Here is a 19,363-nt window from a genome sequence, read left to right as displayed (position 1 = left end):
GCGTGTAAGCGTGCTTCAGCACGGGTATTTGTAGTTCACAACAAGACAAGCAGGTGTGTATGGCGCATTTTATTGACCGAAGGTTAAACAGCAAAGGTAAGAGTACGGTAAACCGCCAGCGCTTTATTAAGCGTTACAAACAGCAGATAAAGCGCGCTGTTTCTGATGCAGTGGGTAAACGTTCTGTTACCGATTTAGATTCTGGCGAGCAAATTAGCATTCCAGCCAGAGATATCTCTGAACCTATTTTTCATACCGGCCGCGGCGGCAGTAGAGATATTGTCCACCCCGGCAACGACCAATTCACAGCGGGTGATAAAATTGATAGACCGCCAGGTGGCGGTGGCAAGGGCGCAGGCGAAGGCGAAGGCGACGCCAGCAATGAAGGCGAAGGCCAAGATGAGTTCGTATTTTCTATATCCAAAGACGAATATTTAGACCTACTTTTTGAAGATTTAGCGCTTCCCAACTTAAAGAAAAATCAATTCGATAAAGTCACCCAATACGAAACCTATCGCGCAGGTTATCAGACCGATGGCGTGCCAAGTAATTTAGATATTGTTCGCTCACTCAAAGGCTCTGTGGCAAGGCGTATTGCCTTAAGCGGAAGTGATAGAAAGAAACTGAGAGAGCTTGAAGAAAAACTTGCACTGCTTATAGAAGACAAGCACGACAATACGTTAGCCATAAATGCATTAAAAGAAGAAATTGAAGCACTTAAAGCCAAAATAGCCCGAGTGCCTTTTATTGATACTTTCGATTTGCGCTTTAAGAACTATGACAAGCGTCCGCTTCCCTCAAGCAAAGCCGTAATGTTTTGCTTAATGGATGTATCTGGCTCTATGGACCAAGCCACCAAAGACATGGCTAAACGGTTTTATATCTTGCTGTATCTCTTTTTGACGCGAACCTACGAAAACGTAGACGTGGTGTACATTCGTCATCACACGCAAGCGAAAGAAGTAGACGAGCATGAGTTTTTCTACTCTCAAGAAACCGGCGGCACTATTGTTTCAAGTGCATTGAAGTTAATGGATGAAGTTGTCCGCGAGCGTTACAGCGATGGAAATTGGAATATATATGCTGCACAAGCGTCAGATGGCGATAACTGGGCTGATGACTCGCCGCAGTGTCGTGACTTGCTTACCGCTAAACTGCTGCCCGCAACCCGTTACTATGCCTATATCGAGATAACCGAGAGGCAGCACCAAAGTTTGTGGCGAGAATACGAGAAAGTGGCCGCCACTCACGACAACTTTGTATGTAAGCACATACAAACACAGGCCGACATCTATCCTGTGTTCAGAGAGCTATTCAAACGCTCTGAACAAGATGCGCAGCAAGGAGCCTAATATGACAACCGACGCTATGGCAAAAGAAAACAGCAAGCCTGAAACATCAAAACGCCACTTATTAAGCGATGGGCCCGACTGGACGTTTCCACTTATCGAAGAGTATGAGCAACACATCGACCGCATCGCCAAAAAATTTAAGTTAGACACCTATCCCAATCAAATCGAGGTGATCACCGCAGAGCAGATGATGGATGCTTACGCCAGCATCGGCATGCCGCTTAACTACACGCACTGGAGCTTTGGCAAAAAGTTTATTCAAACTGAGCAACAATACCGTCGTGGGCAAATGGGGCTGGCATACGAAATCGTCATTAACTCTGACCCCTGCATTGCGTATTTAATGGAAGAGAACACCATTACCATGCAAGCGCTCGTTATGGCACATGCGTGCTACGGTCACAACTCATTCTTCAAAGGCAACTACTTATTTAAAACCTGGACCGATGCCAGTTCTATTATCGATTATCTGGTGTTTGCTAAAAACTATATCGCGAAGTGCGAACAAAAGTACGGTTATGACGAAGTCGAAAACATGCTCGACTCGTGTCACGCGCTTATGAATTACGGCGTTGACCGATACAAACGCCCACAGAAAATTTCGTTACAAGAAGAGAAAAACAGACAAGAAGAGCGCGAGGCCTACCTGCAATCGCAAGTGAATGAGCTTTGGCGTACCTTGCCCGATAGCCCGCATAGCAAACACAAAGAAAAAATTCGTTTTCCACAAGAACCGCAAGAAAACCTGCTTTATTTTATTGAGAAAAACGCACCTTTACTTGAACCTTGGCAACGTGAAATTGTGCGTATTGTACGGAAAGTTTCGCAGTATTTTTATCCGCAGAAACAGACTCAAGTAATGAATGAAGGATGGGCCTGTTTTTGGCACTATCACATTTTAAATGAGATGTATGACGAGGGTTTGGTCAGCGACCGCTTCATGATGGAGTTTTTGCACAGTCATTCAAGCGTCGTTATGCAGCCAGAGTACAACAGCCCTTATTACTCTGGCATCAATCCGTATGCGTTAGGCTTTTCTATGTTCATGGATATTAAACGGGTGTGTCAGTCTCCCACTGAAGAAGACTATAAATATCTTCCAAGTATTGCGGGAAAAGACTGGCTGGAAACCGTGCATTTCGCCATGGAAAACTTCAAAGACGAAAGTTTTATCAGTCAGTTTTTATCGCCTAAAGTTATTCGCGATTTTAAGTTATTCGCCCTTGAAGATGACACCACCAAGCCCTTTATTGCGGTGAGCGCTATTCATGACGAAATGGGTTATCAAATTATTAAAGAGAAGCTGTCTGCTCAGTACAATTTGAGTAATTTAGAACCCAACATTCAGGTGCATAATGTTGATGTGAGAGGCGACCGTTCGCTTACTCTTCGCTATATTCCTCAGCGAGGAATTCCGCTAGGCGATTCAAAAGATGAAGTTATGCGCCACCTGCACAGGTTGTGGAAATTCGATGTACGTTTAGAGCAAGACAATGGTGATGATGGTATTGACGTGATATCAGAGTGTAAACGTGCACCGCAGGCGTAAGCCTGCGGTCAGCTCTTAAAACAAGATTTTAAGCCGCCTTTGCACTTTCCATTTCTTTTCTGGAACACAGTAACAATGACAGTGCGCCTATTGCTGCAAAAACGGCTGCGGTAACGAACGTCTCATAGGCGTTAGTGCCTTGCTGCCACTGCTGCCCTGCCATGTAGTTTCCAAATGCACCACCTAATCCAAACGCTATACTGATATATACCGCTTGCCCTCGGCTTTGATACGCCTTCGGCAGGAACTGGTGGATAAAATGCACCGATACTGCATGCGTTAAACCAAAGCTTAACGCATGAATAAGCTGACTCAACACAATCACCATGAAGGTATCAGCGAATGCCGCCATGACATACCAGCGAAGCCCTGTCAGTGCGATGCTCACAAACAATAAATTCCACACGCCAAACTGGCTAATCAGACGGCGGGCAATAAGAAATATCCCCACCTCGGCAAGTACCCCAAGCGCGATAAAGATGCCAGTTTGTTGGCCGCTGTAATCAAGGTCGCGCATGTAAAGTGCGAAAAATCCGTAATATGCACCAAAGCTAATTTGCAAGCACGCTGAAGCGAATATAAAGATGGCGAAAGGTTTTTGTTTGGCGTATTTCCAAATACTCCCCGCCGTAAACGTTTCAGGTGCAGCTTCTTTGGGCGCACGTATGAACAAGGTACTGATGAACAGCAACGCGAGTACGCCAATACTGGCGTGCACTGGCGTGTCGGTAGAAAAAATATCTAGGGCTTTACCCACACCTACCGTCAAACAAATAAAGCCAACGCTCCCCCATAGCCTTACCTGCCCATACGTGGCATTGGTTTTCGCCACCGTGTTCATGGTGATAACTTCAAGTTGAGGCAACACCGCTGTCCAGAACATCATCATTAATCCGAACGCCAGCGTAAGCCCCCAAAAACTGGTGAAGTAAAACACCGAACTGAAAGTCAGTACGGTGAGCAAGCAGCCTAAACGCATTACGCCAATGGCATTGCCCGTTTTATCGGCCACGCCGGCCCACAGGCCTGGCCCTAAAATACGCGCTAAAGTTATAACCGCAAAGAGTTCACCGATTTCGGCAGAGGAAAATCCCCGCCCATCAAGGAAGATACCTAAATAAGGCACAAGCACGCCAAGCTGACCGAAGTAAAGCCAGTAGGTGATAGCAAGAATAAAGAGGCCGGTTTTGCTGCTTGCTGGGCTCGCCGAAGTGCTTTTGGCATCGTTTAGGCCATTTGGTGACAATTCACATCTCCATATGCAAAAACGCCACTAGCGCAAAACTGGTAGTGGCGAATAGTAAAATTCATTGGCGCAACATGTTTTTAGTGCTGCGCGTATTTGTAAACCGCGTGAATATGGCGGTCGTTAGAATGCGGCGCTGGGATTATAAACGCTATGCCTGACCAGCAATAGGCTTGGTGGTCGATAGCACACCGGCATTTTGCGCGCGATGACGCAGCAGATGATCCATCAATACCAGCGCCAGCATGGCTTCAGCAATAGGTACAGCACGGATACCCACACACGGGTCGTGACGCCCTTTGGTGACGATATCGATTTCCTCATTGTCTTTATTGATAGTTTTACCGGGAACCGAAATACTTGAGGTCGGCTTAAGCGCCATGTGTACTTCAATGTCCTGACCGGTAGAGATGCCGCCTAGCACGCCACCTGCATGATTAGATGTGAAGCCGTCAGGAGTAAGCGTATCGCGGTGTTCACTGCCTTTTTGATTAATAACATCAAAACCATCACCAATTTCCACGCCCTTTACAGCATTAATTCCCATCATGGCGTGGGCAATTTCAGCATCTAGCCTATCAAAAACTGGCTCGCCAAGGCCTACAGGCACGTTCTTCGCAACAACCGATACTTTCGCGCCAATGCTGTCGCCTGACTTTTTAAGATCTCGCATGTACTCGTCCAGCGCATCTAACTTAGACTCATCTGGACAGAAAAACGGATTAGTGTTGGTTACGCTGTGATCAACCTTATCTACTGTTACCGGCCCAAGCTGAGACAAATAGCCTAATACTTCAATGCCGTGCACTTCTTTGAGGTACTTTTTCGCAATACCACCTGCAGCTACGCGAATAGCTGTTTCTCGGGCTGATGAACGTCCGCCACCGCGATAGTCGCGGCTACCGTATTTTTGATCGTAAGTGTAGTCGGCATGACCAGGACGGAAGCGGTCTTTGATATTGCCGTAATCTTGGCTTCGCTGGTCTTTATTTTTAATCAACAGACCAATGCTAGTGCCGGTTGTTTTGCCTTCAAATACGCCAGATAAAATTTGTACTTCATCGTCTTCTCTTCGCGCCGTAGTATAGCGAGAGGTGCCGGGCTTACGTCTGTCTAAATCAACCTGAAGATCTTCTTCTGTGATCTCAAGTCCTGGAGGGCAACCGTCTACTACACCGCCAATTGCAATGCCGTGGCTTTCACCAAACGTGGTTACAGTGAAAAGTTTTCCGAAGCTGTTACCTGACATAATTAACTATTAATCCTTACTACTAAAATACTGTACTAATGTGTCTTTGCGCACGGCGAAAATACCCGAACCACCGTTATCGAATTCAAGCCAAATGACTTCTAAGCCAGGGAACCTTTCGCTCATGTGCACTTCGCTATTTCCAACTTCAACGAATAACCAGCCACCGTCATTAAGGTAAGTTGGCGCCTCTTTAAGCATGATATCAACCAGTTCCAGACCGTCTTCACCTGCGGCAAGGGCAAGCTCAGGCTCGTGGTGATACTCTTCTGGCAGGTCAGCCATGTCCTCTGCGTCAACATAAGGAGGATTAGACACGATAAGGTCGTATTTCTGCCCTTCTAAACTTGAAAACAGGTCAGACTGAATGGGATAAACACGGTGACTAAGACCATGCTCCTGAATATTAATATCGGCCACTTCCAATGCATCTGTGCTGATATCAACGGCATCTACCTGCGCCTCTGGGTATGCATGAGCAAGCGCAATAGCAATACACGCACCGCCCGTGCACATATCAAGAATACTGTTAGGCGTCGACTCTACAAATGGCGCAAACTCTTTTTGAATAAGTTCAGCAAATGGAGACCGAGGAATGAGCACTCGCTCGTCTACATAGAACGGCATACCGCAGAACCAGGCTTCGTTTGTGATATAAGGCAATGGCATGCGAGTTTGCACGCGCTTTAAAACAAGCTCTGCAATCTTCTCTCGCTCGCTTTTCGTTAAGCGAGACGTCATTACGCTGTCCCCAACTTGCTCTAATATAGGATGAGGCAAATGTAAGGCTTGCATAACTAGGCTTGTCGCTTCATCCCATGCATTGTCAGTACCATGACCAAAATACAAAGCCGCATCGTTAAAACGGCTGGTTGCCCATCGTGTCATATCTAACAGGGTATGCAGATCTTCAATGGCTTCTTCGAGGTAAAACTTATCGGTCATGGCGTTTGGGTACATCAAAAATTTCAAAGCTGGTATCATACCCAAACTTCATACCGATTCACATAATTAACTACGTACCGAATCTTTCTATTCGTTATAATTTAGGCGTTTTGAATCGTTAAACTCGAGTGTATTTACCCAAGCTATCGTTGATGAAAACCTTTAAAAAAGAACTCAAAGCATTGAAGAAGCAACTTTCTGAACCTCATCGCCATAAAAGTCAGGCGAGACAGGAAGGCGCCCGTAATGGAAATATGTCTACGAATACCGAGGAAGAGACCTTTTCATTTGCCGATGCAATGCAGGGAGTGACGCCTTTATCACAAGATAAAGTTGAGCCTGATAAGCAAGTTGAGTTATTTAAGAAGTCACAGCAGGTAAAAGGTAAACATCTAAAACACAGTAAGCAATTAGCGGCAAGCTTCGACTTTTCTGATATGTACCAGGCAGCGTTGCCGCAAGAAGGACCCATGCGCTTTTGCCAAGAAGGTGAGTCTACGCATATTTTGAAACAGTTACGCCGTGGCGACTACTCGCCAGAAATGACTTTAGATTTACATGGCCTTACCCGAGAGATGGCAAAAGCCGAGCTTGCCGCACTTATTCACACGGCAAGAAAAGAACTGATAGATTGCGTGTGTGTAATGCATGGTTTTGGTCAGGGCGTGCTAAAAGCCGCCCTGCCCCATTACTTAGTTCAGCACCCACACGTACGTGCATTTCATCAAGCGCCCCTCGAATACGGTGGACAAGCAGCACTATTGGTACTCATCGACATACCGCTTCAAAACAACAAGCGTTAATTTGCACCTGGACAGCCATACATGGTGACTTATTTGTCTTCATCTGCACTGTTGTGCATAAACAAATAAGTGTAATACATCATCATCGCTACAATAATGCCTATACCGAGTAGTGAGCCCCATACTACGGGGTCTTTCATCATAGTCCACAACATAAGTTATCTCCTCTTCAACTAAGTAAATAGTAGAAGAGGCGTTAGATAGAGGATGTGATCCAGATCAAATTCGATTTCTAGTCGTTAGCTGTCGGCCTAATTATTTGATCCAGGTCAATATACACTTTATACCAATCAGAAATACGCATACTACCATGGCTACCTCCTGTTATGCCTTCATTCAATTGGTAGAGTGGAGCTCTGAGCAAAGATCAATTTTGATAGGGCGAGTTCGCCTAGTTAGGACTGTTATGGCTATCGTCTGGCATTATTGAACTGATTAACATTGTGGGCCTGCAGACAAGCAAGTACTTTTTCACTCAACCACAGTGTTGCCTGAGCAGTGTCGTCAAAATATTCGAATGCTAGTGTTGAAGATTCATAAACACGAGACCAAAACTTCTTTTGCATTGCCACACCTTCTGTTTCATGAAGCACCACTGCCGTAGCAATTAGCCCCAATGCTACGGCTTTACTAACAATTTCTTGCCCAGCGTTAGTAGCCTCCATGGGCGCAAGTGCCAGACCATGCACATTTACTAAGCTTCCCCAACACGGTGTATCAATATTCTTTCTTTGTGCGCCAACCACACGCTCATACTTTTGCATGAACTCTAGATTAAACGGACCTACTAAGTCTATATGTAGAATATTTTGCTCTGCTTGAAAATGAGCGTGAACCTCTCCATGCGCACTAAACTTGTCTATATCCATACGTTCCTCCACTTGAAAAGTATAGAACAAGATCAGGGCCAGATAAATTTGTTGCATATTTAGGGATAGAATTAATTTACAAAAAGATATTGCAAATCATTCTCATTTGCAATATCTTGTAAATGCCTGTTCGACGTTGGGTAAAAAAACGGTCTTGGCTTAGCGTCGCTGAGGGATAGACGCCCGTCTATCCCTCAATTTTTTTCTTCAATATATTTTTCTACTTATTTTAATCAACGTTCATAGACGCATAAAAAAAGCGACTATAACGTCGCTTTTTCTCGCTTCTTTAATTTAGCTAAACAGCTTCATAAACCAACCTTTTTGAAGATCTTCCTCGCAGGTTTTAAGTTGCGTAGCATAGCGCAACGAGCGCGCTTTAACTTTTGACGCCACTTTCTTAAGCCACGGCTTTCTATCATAGCTTCTGCGTTTGTACCCGCCCCATCCTTCGTGATAGTTAAGGTATTGCGCGTAGGCGTCCCATTTAGAAATACCGTTCACTTTTTGCGACTTGTAAATAAACCATCCCATAAAGTCGATAGCGTCCTCGAAATCATCACGATCCGCACCACTGTTATCTGTTTCTCTCATATAGTCAGACCAGGTAGGTGTTTTCGCTTGTGAATAGCCATAAGCCGAACTAACACGCCCCCAAGGGATAAGCCCGAAGAAAACGTAATCTCGCGGTGGAAGCGCATCGTGGCGGAAGGAACTTTCTTGATACATCATGGCCATTGGAACATGTATAGGCACACCCCATTTATCGCGGGCATCAGCAGCTGCATCATACCAATCGTCCTTTTCGTAGAATATTTCGCACAAATTACTGATGTCTTTAGGGGGCGTAGTTGCACACCCAGCGATAAACAGCGGAAAAAGAACGATGAGAGTTGATAAAAAAACAACCAATTTTTTGAACTTTTGGTTCATAGCTTGTCTTAACTAATGTTCTAGTAAAATGTGTGTTTCCCTGGAACCCTTCGATGCCTGACCTATGTCAGGCATTTTTTTTTGCTGGGGCCTCTGCGAAATAATCACGAATAAATGTATCAAAGTCTTTCACATCAGCGGCTTCTATTTCTTTTTGAGCAGCAAACGACACGTCAGCTTGGGCAGCAAAACCAGCAGCATCCGTATCCGTGTATTCAAAAGACTTCATCTCAGCTTGATAAGCTTGTGCCAGTTCTAAGCCTAACACGCCATTATCTTTGTCGCTTTCTAGCAAAGTAGCAAGTAGTTTACCTGACGGCGTTAGCGCCGGATCCGCCACTTTTTCAGCCTCGATGTTCACCGCTTGTGTATAACGCGACGTATCATTGGCCAAATCGAGTAATTCGGCCGCTTGCTCGAAGGACTTAAACAGCGAGGCACACCAGTTAGGTAGTGAAATATTTTCTCCGCCATTTTGCAGGAGCAAATCAGGGTTTCGCCCTTCTAACACCACTTTACTCATATTCTCTTTAGCTTCTTTAAGCTGCGCTTCGTCAAGTTCTGCACTTGGCATCAGTAAGCACGCCACTAAGAAAACATCTAAGAAATCGAATTGCGTCTGTGAAATACCAATTGCCGAAAATGGATTTACATCTAGAGCGCGCACTTCAATGTAGCTGATACCGCGTCTAACCAAAGCGTCTGTTGGCTTTTCCATTGACTTAGTGGGCTGCTTAGGGCGTATCGGCGAGTACAGTTCATTTTCAATTTGAATGATGTTGCGACTTAACTGTTGATAATTGCCCTCTTCGCCTGCAGCAAACTGGCTGAACCGGGATGACGGTGTATTCATCGCATCGCGCAGCAAGGTGACATAGTTGTCTAGCTTGTTGTAACAAATCTTAAGCGACGATTGCTCTGCACTTGTATAGCCTAAATCACTCATGCGAAGTGATGTCGCGTATGGCATGTATACCGTGCCCTTACCTACCTTTTTAAAAGGTAACGCATGCTGCTTTCCTTTTAAAAACGATCCACATAATGCAGGGGATGCACCGTACAAATAAGGAATAAGCCAACACAACCTGCGGTAGTTGCGGATAAGCCCAAAATAATCGGCTGAAGTCTGCTCTTGAGAATGTTCTTTTCCATTCAGTTCAGCCCATAGCTTCCAAAACGTTTCGGGAAGAGAAAAGTTGAAATGCACGCCGGCAATTGCCTGCATCATACTGCCGTAGCGGTTTTTCAGACCAATGCGATATACACGCTTCATCTTGCCCACATTCGACTCACCAAAATAGGCGATGGGAATGTGCGCTTCATCATCTATAAAGCATGGCATACTTAGCGGCCATATTTGCTCTTCACCAATGTTATCAATAACGAATTTATGGATATCTTTTAACTGAGAAATCGTTTTGGCAGCACTGTTTTCTGGCGGCGTAATGAATTCAAGCAAGGATTCAGAAAAGTCTGTGGTGATTGAATCATGGGTTAGCGCAGATCCCAGCGGTTTAGGATGGGGTGTTTGTGCCAACGTACCGTTCGGGTTTATACGAAGGGCTTCGCGCTCAACGCCGCGCTTAATATCTTTTAGCGCAGCGAGAAATTCGGGTGACTTAAGCGCAGCAATGCGCGCTTCAAAACGGGATGAGTCTACAGTCAAAATGGTGGTCCGTTATGTCAATATAGCCCCCTGTTATGGGGGGCAATAATGTAAATTCAACAAAAATCAATCTATCAGTTTAACGTTTCTCGGGAGTTGCTCTCTACTGATAACTCGATAATTGGCATCGATAGCGCGTTTAACTGAGGCAAAATTTTAGCTTTATCGCCTACTACAATAATTTGCATCTTATCAAGATTCAAATATTGCTTTGCCAACGCATCCATCGTTTTCTTATCAATATTGTTGATAATAGCAAGTTGCTCTTCACGATAGCCTTTATCAAGACCATAGCTAAGCAATTGCCTTAAAAAGCGCGCTTTACTGATAGGTGTTTCAAATTCAAGTGCGTCGCTTAATGTAAAGGCATTGCGCATGAACGCAATTTCTTCCTCAGTTACACCTTCAGTGCGGTAGCGATTAATCTCTTTTAAAATTTCAGCGATACCTTCACCTGTGTTAGCAGCAGTGAGGTCGGTACTTGCTTCAAACCAGCCAAGGGTTTTGCCACCAACGAAACCACTATTTGCTCCATAGGTGAAGCCTTTATCTTCTCGAAGGTTCAGATTTATGCGGCTATTAAATGCTCCCCCTAAAGGGAAGTTCATAAGGCGAGACTTAAAGTGATCGCCTGTCGCATCAAAAGGTAAGCTTCTATCAACAATAAATACTACCGACTGAACCGCTTCTGGGCTATCCACTAGGAAGATTTGGTTTTCTTCGTACTTGGGAAAGTCGCTGTAATCAGCAAATTCATAGGTATTCCCCTTCCACTGACCAATAAAGTCTAGTGTATTTACCATGTCTTTTTTCGGTAAGTTACCAACAACGACGATACTCGCTTTATCTGGCGAATAGTAATTGGCATAAAACGTTTTAACATCTTCCAACGTGATATTCTGCACAGTTTGCAGCGTGCCTTCGTCCGGCAGGCTCACGCGATTATCTTCACCAAACAAAACGAGGTCACGCGCGCGGCGGGCTAAGCTAGACGGCGTTTTCGCTTGCTGCTGTAAGCCTTGTACAACACGCTCTTTCATGCGGTCGAAATCTTCTTGAGTGAACGCAGGGTTGAACAGCTTTTCTTTTAACAGCGCTAGGGTTTCATCTAAATGCTTGGTTAAAGTAGAGACGTACACTTGTGAGTATCTACCTGCAGTACTAAATCGGATAGTGCTACCCAGTTTTGCAAGTTCGCTGGCTAATTCTTCGTTGCTGTAATGCTTTGTAGTTTCATTCATAAGTAACGCGGTTAGGTAGGCCGTACCCGCTTTACCTTCAGGGTCTAGCAACATGCCTCCATCCATACCTAATGTAAGCGTTACCGTTGGTGTTTCGGTGCTGGTTACGCCAAGCACTTCAATACCGTTGGCAAGTTCAGCTTCCCAATAATCTGGAACTTCAACAACCGGTGCTTCACCGGCTTTCGGCATTACGCTTCTATCAAAGCTAGGGGCGGTATTGGTAGATAGGGCACTGGAAAAGGCTTCATCATCAGACACCTCTACCGTATCGATTTCAATATTTCTCACCGGACGTTCAAAGGTCTGCTTAGCCGCAGCGAGCTGAACCTGCCCTTTGGGCACCACGCTTAATACAACGCTATTGGCGTCTTTAATATATTTATTGTAAACACGCATAACGTCTTCAGCGGTTACGGCGTTATAGCGCGCAATATCTTCGGCAATCAAATCTGGCGTTTGGTAAAAGGTTTCGTTAGCGGCGAGGGCTGACACTTTGCCAGATACACTTTGTAAGCCAAATACCGTACGCGCTTCAATTTGTCCTTTTGTACGCGCTAAATCATCTGCCGTTACACCACGTGTCTCAAACTCTTTTAGGGTTTCATTCAGTACGTTCTGGAGAGAAGAAAGAGAGGTAATTTTTGCAGGGTTAGCCAAAGCGAGTAGCTGGAATTCACATGCAAGTTCGCGGCAAGGGTGAGACACCACGGCTTGCACCGCCATGCCTTCTTTCACTAGGTTTTTGTAAAACAGTGAGGTTTTTCCACCGCCTAAAATATCGGCCAGCACGTCAAGCGGCGCTTCGTCTTCATGGCGACCATATACTGTAGGATAAGTTATTTGCAGAAGCGGAAGATGAACTTTATCTTCTAACGTTACATAACGGGTTTCGTCTAGCGTTACTGGCTGAGGCTCAGGCTCTTCTACTTTTGGTCCAGTTGGGATTTCCCCAAAGTATTTATTCACCCACGCTTTGGTTTTAGCCACGTCGATATCGCCACCAATAGTTAGGACCGCGTTGTTCGGGCCATACCAGCGCTTAAAAAAGGCTTTTAGGTCATTAACGTCAACCCGGTCTAAGTCTTCTACATAGCCGATAGTCATCCACGAGTATGGATGCCCTTCTGGGTATAGCGCTTCACCGTTCAACTCGAAACGCAATCCATAAGGCTGGTTATCCACACGTTGGGCGCGCTCGTTTTTAACCGTTTCTCTTTGGTTTTCAAACTTTGTTTGGTCTACGGCTTCTAACAGATAGCCCATTCTGTCAGACTCTAACCAAAGGACTTTTTCTAATTGGTTGGCAGGCACAGTTTCAAAATAGTTAGTGCGGTCGGTATTGGTTGTACCGTTTAAGTTACCGCCCGATTCCGTAATAACCTTAAAATGCTGCTCATCGGCAACGTGTTTTGAGCCTTGAAACATCATGTGTTCAAAGAAGTGAGCAAAACCCGATTTACCTACGTCTTCTCGCGCAGAGCCAACGTGATAGGTAACATCGACGTGAACCAGCGGATCAGAATGGTCTTCGTGCAGAATGACCGTGAGCCCGTTATCTAATGTGTATTTTTCGTAAGGGATCGACACGGTGTTTGACGCGCCAGCTACAGTGTCGAGTTGACTATTTGTTTTCTCTTCCTGTACGTGCTGACACGCTGTTACTGCAATGACGCCTATGGTCATAAAGAGGGTACGTAGGGTCAGTTTTCCTGACATGATGATTCCTTTTAAATTACTACATTCTTTCACTCGACTTCACTCTGACTATACTTTGCCGTAATTCATCACCACAGCTGACGATTAAGTTTAAAATTGCGACTAAAAAGCGCGAGCGAACACCGAAGATTACCAGACTTTTTAGCGCTTTACTTGCTTCGACTTTGCTATGATTGTATTAATTTGTGTATTTCTGAAATACACTTACACTTCATAGTCTTTGGTAAAGAAGCTGTTAGCTAGTTGAATTCGTTAAGTGGTACGAATGAACTGACAAATAGTTTCTGCCTGGATAAGAAATTTCCCATTAGAAGTTGCGAAATAAAAGGATAGATGTATGGAACAGTCAACAACAGTGCTCGATATCGACTTCGGAATGTCACAGTTAAGTGGTAATAAAAAACTGTTGTTCACCCTTCTTGGTAAATTTACGGATGAATACCGTTCTCTTGATGCTGACTTACAAGCGCATGTTGCTAAAGGTGACTTTAATGAAGCCTATTCTCTTGTTCACACTCTGAAAGGGGTGACAGGAAACCTTGGGCTTTTTGCATTGCATAATGCGAGTAAACCGATTGAAAGCGGTTTTAGAAATGACAAACGCGTGGCTGAAGAATACCCTGCGTTTATCGCAGTACTTAATGAAACCATTGCGACGGTAGACACACTGATTAACCAGCCAGAAGCTACCTCACCTGCACCAGAAAACGGCGCGGCAGCTGAGCAGGCTCGCAAACAGTTATTGTCGGCGCTGAAAGCGAGCGAGTTTATTGCACAGGACAAGCTAGATGAATGGTTAGATGCTCTTGCTTTACCTCAAGACAAACGGGCCGCAATTATTGATGCAGTCGACGAGCTTGACTATGAAGAAGCCATTTCAGAGTTAGAAAATAGCTAGTGCAGCCGATCCCCGTTCTCTTTGAAAATACAGACCTTATTATTGTCAACAAGCCTATTGGCATTGCTATGCACGATGCCACCAAAGAGGCTGACTTTGGTGACAGTACTGCCGAAAACGGTAAAGCAGAGAAAGTAGAAGGCATTGTTACCCGGTTAAAAAAGCAGTTGAGTTTGACAGAACTGCATCTTTGCCACCGTCTAGATACGGGCACTTCGGGCTGCTTGTGCCTTGCTAAAAATGCAGCTGTAGCCAGTGAAATTGGCGAGCTTTTCTCATCAAGACGCGTCAGCAAATACTACTTGGCTTTAAGCAGCCAAAAACCCAAAAAAAAGCAAGGCATGATAATGGGCGATATGAAAAATCGTCGAGGCGGTCAGCGGATTTTGCTTAAAACTTTAGAAAATCCGGCTATCACTCAGTTTTTCAGTAACGCGGCTAAGCCCGGTACCCGAGGGTTTATCGTTAAGCCTCACTCGGGGAAAACCCATCAAATTCGTGTTGCGCTTAAAAGCATTGGCGCACCTATTTTGGGTGATACACTTTATGGTGGTGAGGCATCAGACAGGCTGTATCTTCATGCATGGCATTTACAGCTTCCTTTATCTTCTGGTGAATTAGCGGTTACTGCACCTTTCGATAAAGGTGAAGTCATAAACGAAGACGACGTGCAGGCTTGGTACAACGGACTTAACGCACCAGAGACTTATCCATGGCCTTCCCTACCCGCACGCTATGTGCCGGCGCAATAAGGAAAAGTGCGATAGGCCTGATAAGTGTCGATGACCATAATAAAATAGAACGACATTGAGTGTTTAATAGATGCTAATGGGTAAACTAAATATAGTCGGCGGCGGTGCCATAGGAAGCCTAATTGCTGCGAGCGCCCAGAAGAACGGCGTGCCGTATGACTGCTACCCCAGAGATATGAAAACCATGCCGTCTTGCGCACATTGGCAAAACGGCCAAACCACTGCGCTAAAACCAGCCAAACCTTCACCTATTGTGTTACCTAAAAGTGATGTGCTGATATTCCCCTTAAAAGTATATCAACTTAAAGCAGCCTTAATGCAATGGCTTCCCTATCTCACGCAACAACCTACCGTAGTGCTACTGCACAACGGTATGGGTGGGCTTGAGGTCGCAAGAGATTTACTCGGCGGCGATTATCCTTTGCTTCTTGCTACAACCAGTCATGGCGCGTTAAAAGTAAGTACATCAAACGGTTTTCATGTTAAGTATACTGGCGTTGGCGCAACGCAAATTGGCGCGCCAAATGTAAATAAACCATCACCTCAAACTTTGACCGACCTTTCACAAATAGTGCCACAGCTAGCAAGCGCAATTGCCACGCTAGACAACGCACTTCCGCCGGTGCAATACCAAAGTAATATTCTAAAAGCACTATGGACGAAGCTTTCCGTTAATGCCGTGATTAACCCACTAACGGCGCTTCACAATATCCAAAATAAGCACATTGCTAAGCCTGAATTTGAACAAAGCCGCATCGCAATTTGCGATGAGTTCACACAGGTAGCGAATGCTTACGGGCTAGATTTTGATGCACTGTCAGTTCATGAAAATGTGCTGTCTGTCGCCAAGGCGACCGGAGAAAACTACTCAAGTATGCATCAGGATGTTGCCCACGGTAGACAAACAGAAATAGACGCCATCAACGGTTACATTGTAGATATGGCAACAAAAAAGGGTATTCCCGTTCCCGAGAATACCCTTTTAGTAGAGCGTGTTAAGGCGCTGAAGCTTTAACTGCGCCGAACACCTAAATCACGCTATTTAAGGATTAAAATTATTCTTGTTCACCCGCTTCCTGCGCGTCTTTTGGCGCCTGAGGCTTCATGTGTGGGAACAAGATAACATCTTTAATGGTAGAGCTATCAGTAAATAGCATAGCTAGACGGTCAATACCGATACCTTCACCCGCCGTTGGCGGCAAGCCATATTCAAGGGCGCGGATGTAGTCATCGTCAAAGTGCATGGCTTCATCGTCGCCAGCGTCTTTCTCTTCAACCTGCTTCGCAAAACGTTCCGCCTGATCTTCTGGGTCGTTAAGCTCGCTAAAGCCATTCGCTAATTCACGTCCACCTACAAAGAACTCGAAGCGGTCTGTAATGAATGGGTTGTTGTCGTTACGGCGCGCAAGCGGCGATACTTCCCACGGATACTCTGTAATAAACGTAGGTTGAATAAGCTTCTCTTCCGCTGTCGCTTCGAAGATTTCGCAAAGATACTTACCCGCCCCCCAAATGCCGTCAACTTCAGGCTCTTTAATGTGAAGTTGTTTCGCCATTGCTTTAAGCGCGTCAAGGTTCGCCTCTGGGTCGCGGATAGCTTCTTCGTTAGCTTCTGGCCAGTACTTAAGAATAGCTTCGCCCATGCTTAAGCGGTCAAACGGCTTACCAAAATCGTATTCAACTTCAGACGTTACGTTGCCTTCAGCGTCTTTGGTTGTGTTTTTGATAATGCTTGTACCAAGAATATCTTCTGCCAGCGTGCGCAGCATATCTTCGGTAAGGTTCATCAGGTCATTATAGTCTGCATACGCTTGGTAGAATTCAAGCATAGTAAACTCTGGGTTGTGACGGGTTGATAAGCCTTCGTTACGGAAGTTACGGTTAATTTCGAATACACGCTCAAAACCACCAACCACTAGGCGCTTAAGGTAAAGCTCTGGTGCAATACGCAGGTACATATCGATATCTAACGCATTGTGGTGAGTCACAAACGGCTTCGCTGTCGCGCCACCAGGAATGACCTGAAGCATTGGGGTTTCTACTTCAAGGTAGTCACGTTCGGTAAGATAATTGCGAATACCGTTTACAATCTTGCTACGGATCATGAACGTTTTGCGCGTTTGTTCACTTGTGATCAAATCAACGTAGCGCTGGCGATATTTTGTTTCTTGGTCGCTCAATCCGTGGAATTTTTCTGGCAATGGACGAAGTGCTTTGGTTAGCAACTCGTATTGCTCCATGTTCACGTAAAGGTCGCCTTTACCAGATTTATGCAGGTCACCCGCCACGCCAATAATATCACCAATATCTAGTGCACCATATTTTGCTTTAAGGGCTTTTTGCGTGTCTTTATCTGCATATGCCTGAATACGGCCAGTCATATCTTGAAGCAGCATGAAAGGGCCACGCTTTGCCATAATACGGCCAGCGATGCTTACTTTGTTACCCTGCTCTTGTAGCGTTTCTTTGTCGAATTCACCGAACTTAGCTTGAAGCTCATCCGCATAGTTTTCGCGACGGAAGCTGTTTGGGAAACCGTTTGCACGGCACTGCTCGCGAATAGCGCTTAGCTTAGCACGGCGCTCTGCAATCAATTTGTTATCGTCTGTTTGTTGGTCAGTCATAACCTTTCACTTCGTTGTTCGGTTTACAGCCCAGATTTCAGGCTGGCTTCAATAAATTTGTCCAAGTCGCCATCTAGCACGGCTTGAGTGTTACGTGTTTCCACGCCGGTGCGCAAATCTTTAATGCGAGAGTCGTCCAATACGTAAGAGCGTATTTGGCTTCCCCAGCCGATATCAGACTTGCTGTCTTCCATCGCTTGTTTTTCGGCGTTTTGTTTTTGCAGTTCAAACTCATAAAGTTTGGCTTTTAACTGCTTCATCGCCTGATCTTTGTTTTTGTGCTGCGAGCGGTCGTTCTGACACTGCACCACAATGCCCGTAGGTTCATGGGTAATACGTACCGCTGAATCCGTTCTGTTTACGTGCTGACCACCCGCGCCCGATGCGCGATAGGTGTCTATACGTAAATCAGACGGGTTAATTTCAATATCGATGTCGTCATCAATTTCAGGATATACAAACGCAGATGAAAACGACGTATGACGGCGGTTACCCGAGTCAAACGGCGATTTACGTACTAAGCGGTGTACGCCTGTTTCTGTGCGCAGCCAGCCAAACGCATATTCGCCCTGAACGCGCAACGTAGCACTTTTAATGCCCGCAACTTCGCCTTCCGACACTTCAATAAGTTCCGTTTTGAAACCGTGCGCTTCGCCCCAACGCAAATACATGCGCAGTAGCATATTGGCCCAATCTTGCGCTTCTGTACCACCAGAGCCTGACTGAATATCAATGTAGCAGTCGTTTTCATCATTAGGACCAGAAAACATGCGGCGAAACTCAAGCACTTCTAGTTGCTCAATTAAGCCATCAAGTTCACTTTGGGCCTCAACGAAGGTGTCTTCATCTTCGGCTTCAACGGCCAATTCAACGAGACCTTCAACGTCTTCAGTTCCCTGATCGAGCTTGTGGATCGTCTCTACGATTTGCTCCAGGGCCACTTTTTCTTTGCCAAGGGCCTGCGCTCTGTCTGGCTCGTTCCAAACGTCAGGACTTTCTAACTCTCGGCTAACTTCTTCTAAACGCTCTGACTTTGCATCAAAGTCAAAGATACCCCCTAAGCGCTTCAGTGCGCTCGCGGATATCTTTTATCGCATTCATAACGGGGTTTATTTCAAACATAGTCCGCTTATTTCGTTAAAAATTTAAGACCGCGGATAGTACCGAATTTGAAGGAATTTTGATAGGGGTTGGCGCAAATATTGCGACACTGAATTCGTGTGGGTTTTGGTACGGATTTTAGGTCACTTCGTTGAAACGAGCATTTTCGCCGTTCAACGGCACGCACATGCTATTGGGTACGCTGTCTTAGCCCATACGAATAGAGTAAATGTTTGAAAAGGCAGCCTTCAGCTGCACTAGTTTGGAGCATTATTGCTTATTGTCGCGCGCGTTTAGTGTGCGAATTGTTTGGTAAATCTTTTAGGAAAAGTATGTCGTTCAATAATTTGTCTTATGCCGTTACCGGCGTACTTCTCGGGCTTTTTGTTTGGCTATGTTCGGATTAACTGTTGTTG

The 19,363-nt window shown here is 45.3% G+C and carries 16 protein-coding genes; 6 read left to right on the top strand and 10 right to left on the bottom strand.

The window, feature by feature from the left end:
- The first annotated feature begins 59 nt into the window (after positions 1-59).
- Together ACX5KA_RS02980 and ACX5KA_RS02975 are read left to right on the top strand one after the other, a co-directional pair.
- Complete coding sequence (locus ACX5KA_RS02980) at positions 60-1,352, top strand: YeaH/YhbH family protein (RefSeq protein ID WP_458730363.1); 1,293 nt, start codon at positions 60-62, stop codon at positions 1,350-1,352.
- A 1-nt stretch (position 1,353) separates the two neighbouring features.
- Positions 1,354-2,901, top strand: coding sequence for a SpoVR family protein (locus ACX5KA_RS02975; RefSeq protein WP_039222876.1), 1,548 nt, complete (start codon positions 1,354-1,356; stop codon positions 2,899-2,901).
- Between the two features lie 28 nt (positions 2,902-2,929).
- Here ACX5KA_RS02975 and ACX5KA_RS02970 read toward each other — a convergent pair whose 3' ends face one another.
- The 3 genes from ACX5KA_RS02970 to prmB all read right to left on the bottom strand — a co-directional run bounded on the left by ACX5KA_RS02970 (position 2,930) and on the right by prmB (position 6,341).
- Complete coding sequence (locus ACX5KA_RS02970; protein WP_458730362.1) at positions 2,930-4,147, bottom strand: MFS transporter; 1,218 nt, start codon at positions 4,145-4,147, stop codon at positions 2,930-2,932.
- 151 nt (positions 4,148-4,298) lie between these two features.
- Positions 4,299-5,396: a chorismate synthase gene (gene aroC, locus ACX5KA_RS02965; RefSeq protein ID WP_039222880.1), complete on the bottom strand. Its 1,098-nt coding sequence runs from the start codon at positions 5,394-5,396 to the stop codon at positions 4,299-4,301.
- Positions 5,397-5,405: 9 nt separating this feature from the next.
- A complete protein-coding gene (gene prmB, locus ACX5KA_RS02960) occupies positions 5,406-6,341 on the bottom strand; it encodes a 50S ribosomal protein L3 N(5)-glutamine methyltransferase (protein WP_039226525.1) in 936 nt (311 codons plus the stop codon).
- 152 nt (positions 6,342-6,493) lie between these two features.
- On the opposite strand from prmB, the gene smrB reads away from it, so the two are divergent.
- Complete coding sequence (smrB, locus tag ACX5KA_RS02955; RefSeq protein WP_014948757.1) at positions 6,494-7,144, top strand: endonuclease SmrB; 651 nt, start codon at positions 6,494-6,496, stop codon at positions 7,142-7,144.
- A gap of 29 nt (positions 7,145-7,173) precedes the next feature.
- Here smrB and ACX5KA_RS02950 read toward each other — a convergent pair whose 3' ends face one another.
- The 5 genes from ACX5KA_RS02950 to ACX5KA_RS02930 all read right to left on the bottom strand — a co-directional run bounded on the left by ACX5KA_RS02950 (position 7,174) and on the right by ACX5KA_RS02930 (position 13,572).
- On the bottom strand, positions 7,174-7,299 hold the full coding sequence (locus ACX5KA_RS02950) for a hypothetical protein (protein WP_012517787.1): 126 nt from the start codon (positions 7,297-7,299) through the stop codon (positions 7,174-7,176).
- A gap of 255 nt (positions 7,300-7,554) precedes the next feature.
- Positions 7,555-8,013: a hypothetical protein gene (locus tag ACX5KA_RS02945; RefSeq protein WP_150141608.1), complete on the bottom strand. Its 459-nt coding sequence runs from the start codon at positions 8,011-8,013 to the stop codon at positions 7,555-7,557.
- Positions 8,014-8,307: 294 nt separating this feature from the next.
- On the bottom strand, positions 8,308-8,946 hold the full coding sequence (locus tag ACX5KA_RS02940; protein WP_014948754.1) for a transglycosylase SLT domain-containing protein: 639 nt from the start codon (positions 8,944-8,946) through the stop codon (positions 8,308-8,310).
- 67 nt (positions 8,947-9,013) lie between these two features.
- The gene (gshA, locus tag ACX5KA_RS02935; RefSeq protein WP_458730361.1) at positions 9,014-10,612 is read right to left on the bottom strand and encodes a glutamate--cysteine ligase; all 1,599 of its coding nucleotides are present in this window, start codon (positions 10,610-10,612) and stop codon (positions 9,014-9,016) included.
- A gap of 74 nt (positions 10,613-10,686) precedes the next feature.
- Positions 10,687-13,572 (bottom strand): M16 family metallopeptidase, encoded by a 2,886-nt coding sequence (locus ACX5KA_RS02930; RefSeq protein WP_458730360.1) that lies wholly within the window; start codon positions 13,570-13,572, stop codon positions 10,687-10,689.
- Between the two features lie 337 nt (positions 13,573-13,909).
- Between ACX5KA_RS02930 and ACX5KA_RS02925 the strand changes: the two genes are divergently transcribed.
- The 3 genes from ACX5KA_RS02925 to ACX5KA_RS02915 all read left to right on the top strand — a co-directional run bounded on the left by ACX5KA_RS02925 (position 13,910) and on the right by ACX5KA_RS02915 (position 16,237).
- Positions 13,910-14,470: an Hpt domain-containing protein gene (locus ACX5KA_RS02925; protein ID WP_039222893.1), complete on the top strand. Its 561-nt coding sequence runs from the start codon at positions 13,910-13,912 to the stop codon at positions 14,468-14,470.
- Complete coding sequence (locus ACX5KA_RS02920) at positions 14,470-15,222, top strand: pseudouridine synthase (protein ID WP_039222895.1); 753 nt, start codon at positions 14,470-14,472, stop codon at positions 15,220-15,222. The genes ACX5KA_RS02925 and ACX5KA_RS02920 overlap by 1 nt, the downstream gene beginning before the upstream one ends.
- Before the next feature lie 76 nt (positions 15,223-15,298).
- Positions 15,299-16,237 carry a ketopantoate reductase family protein gene (locus tag ACX5KA_RS02915; protein WP_039222896.1) on the top strand — a complete coding sequence of 313 codons (939 nt, stop codon included), beginning with the start codon at positions 15,299-15,301 and terminating at the stop codon, positions 16,235-16,237.
- Between the two features lie 40 nt (positions 16,238-16,277).
- Here ACX5KA_RS02915 and lysS read toward each other — a convergent pair whose 3' ends face one another.
- A complete protein-coding gene (gene lysS, locus ACX5KA_RS02910; RefSeq protein ID WP_014948748.1) occupies positions 16,278-17,846 on the bottom strand; it encodes a lysine--tRNA ligase in 1,569 nt (522 codons plus the stop codon).
- 23 nt (positions 17,847-17,869) lie between these two features.
- Positions 17,870-18,968 (bottom strand): peptide chain release factor 2 gene (prfB, locus tag ACX5KA_RS02905; protein WP_136780840.1). Its coding sequence is split into 2 segments (ribosomal slippage): positions 17,870-18,892 and positions 18,894-18,968, totalling 1,098 coding nucleotides; the frame shifts between segments, so codons are not numbered across the junction.
- Between the last annotated feature and the right edge of the window lie 395 nt (positions 18,969-19,363).

Source organism: Alteromonas alvinellae, from assembly GCF_902705805.1.
This window is presented reverse-complemented; position numbering and strand designations above follow the sequence as displayed.

Bases quoted from the DNA above. Each gene is read 5' to 3' on its own strand.
- prmB (WP_039226525.1), bottom strand. From the start codon at position 6,341: ATGACCGATAAGTTTTACCTCGAAGAAGCCATTGAAGATCTGCATACC.
- ACX5KA_RS02915 (WP_039222896.1), top strand. From the start codon at position 15,299: ATGGGTAAACTAAATATAGTCGGCGGCGGTGCCATAGGAAGCCTAATT.
- ACX5KA_RS02975 (WP_039222876.1), top strand. From the start codon at position 1,354: ATGACAACCGACGCTATGGCAAAAGAAAACAGCAAGCCTGAAACATCA.
- ACX5KA_RS02940 (WP_014948754.1), bottom strand. From the start codon at position 8,946: ATGAACCAAAAGTTCAAAAAATTGGTTGTTTTTTTATCAACTCTCATC.
- ACX5KA_RS02950 (WP_012517787.1), bottom strand. From the start codon at position 7,299: ATGTTGTGGACTATGATGAAAGACCCCGTAGTATGGGGCTCACTACTC.
- ACX5KA_RS02945 (WP_150141608.1), bottom strand. From the start codon at position 8,013: ATGGATATAGACAAGTTTAGTGCGCATGGAGAGGTTCACGCTCATTTT.
- lysS (WP_014948748.1), bottom strand. From the start codon at position 17,846: ATGACTGACCAACAAACAGACGATAACAAATTGATTGCAGAGCGCCGT.
- aroC (WP_039222880.1), bottom strand. From the start codon at position 5,396: ATGTCAGGTAACAGCTTCGGAAAACTTTTCACTGTAACCACGTTTGGT.
- ACX5KA_RS02925 (WP_039222893.1), top strand. From the start codon at position 13,910: ATGGAACAGTCAACAACAGTGCTCGATATCGACTTCGGAATGTCACAG.
- ACX5KA_RS02980 (WP_458730363.1), top strand. From the start codon at position 60: ATGGCGCATTTTATTGACCGAAGGTTAAACAGCAAAGGTAAGAGTACG.
- smrB (WP_014948757.1), top strand. From the start codon at position 6,494: ATGAAAACCTTTAAAAAAGAACTCAAAGCATTGAAGAAGCAACTTTCT.
- ACX5KA_RS02930 (WP_458730360.1), bottom strand. From the start codon at position 13,572: ATGTCAGGAAAACTGACCCTACGTACCCTCTTTATGACCATAGGCGTC.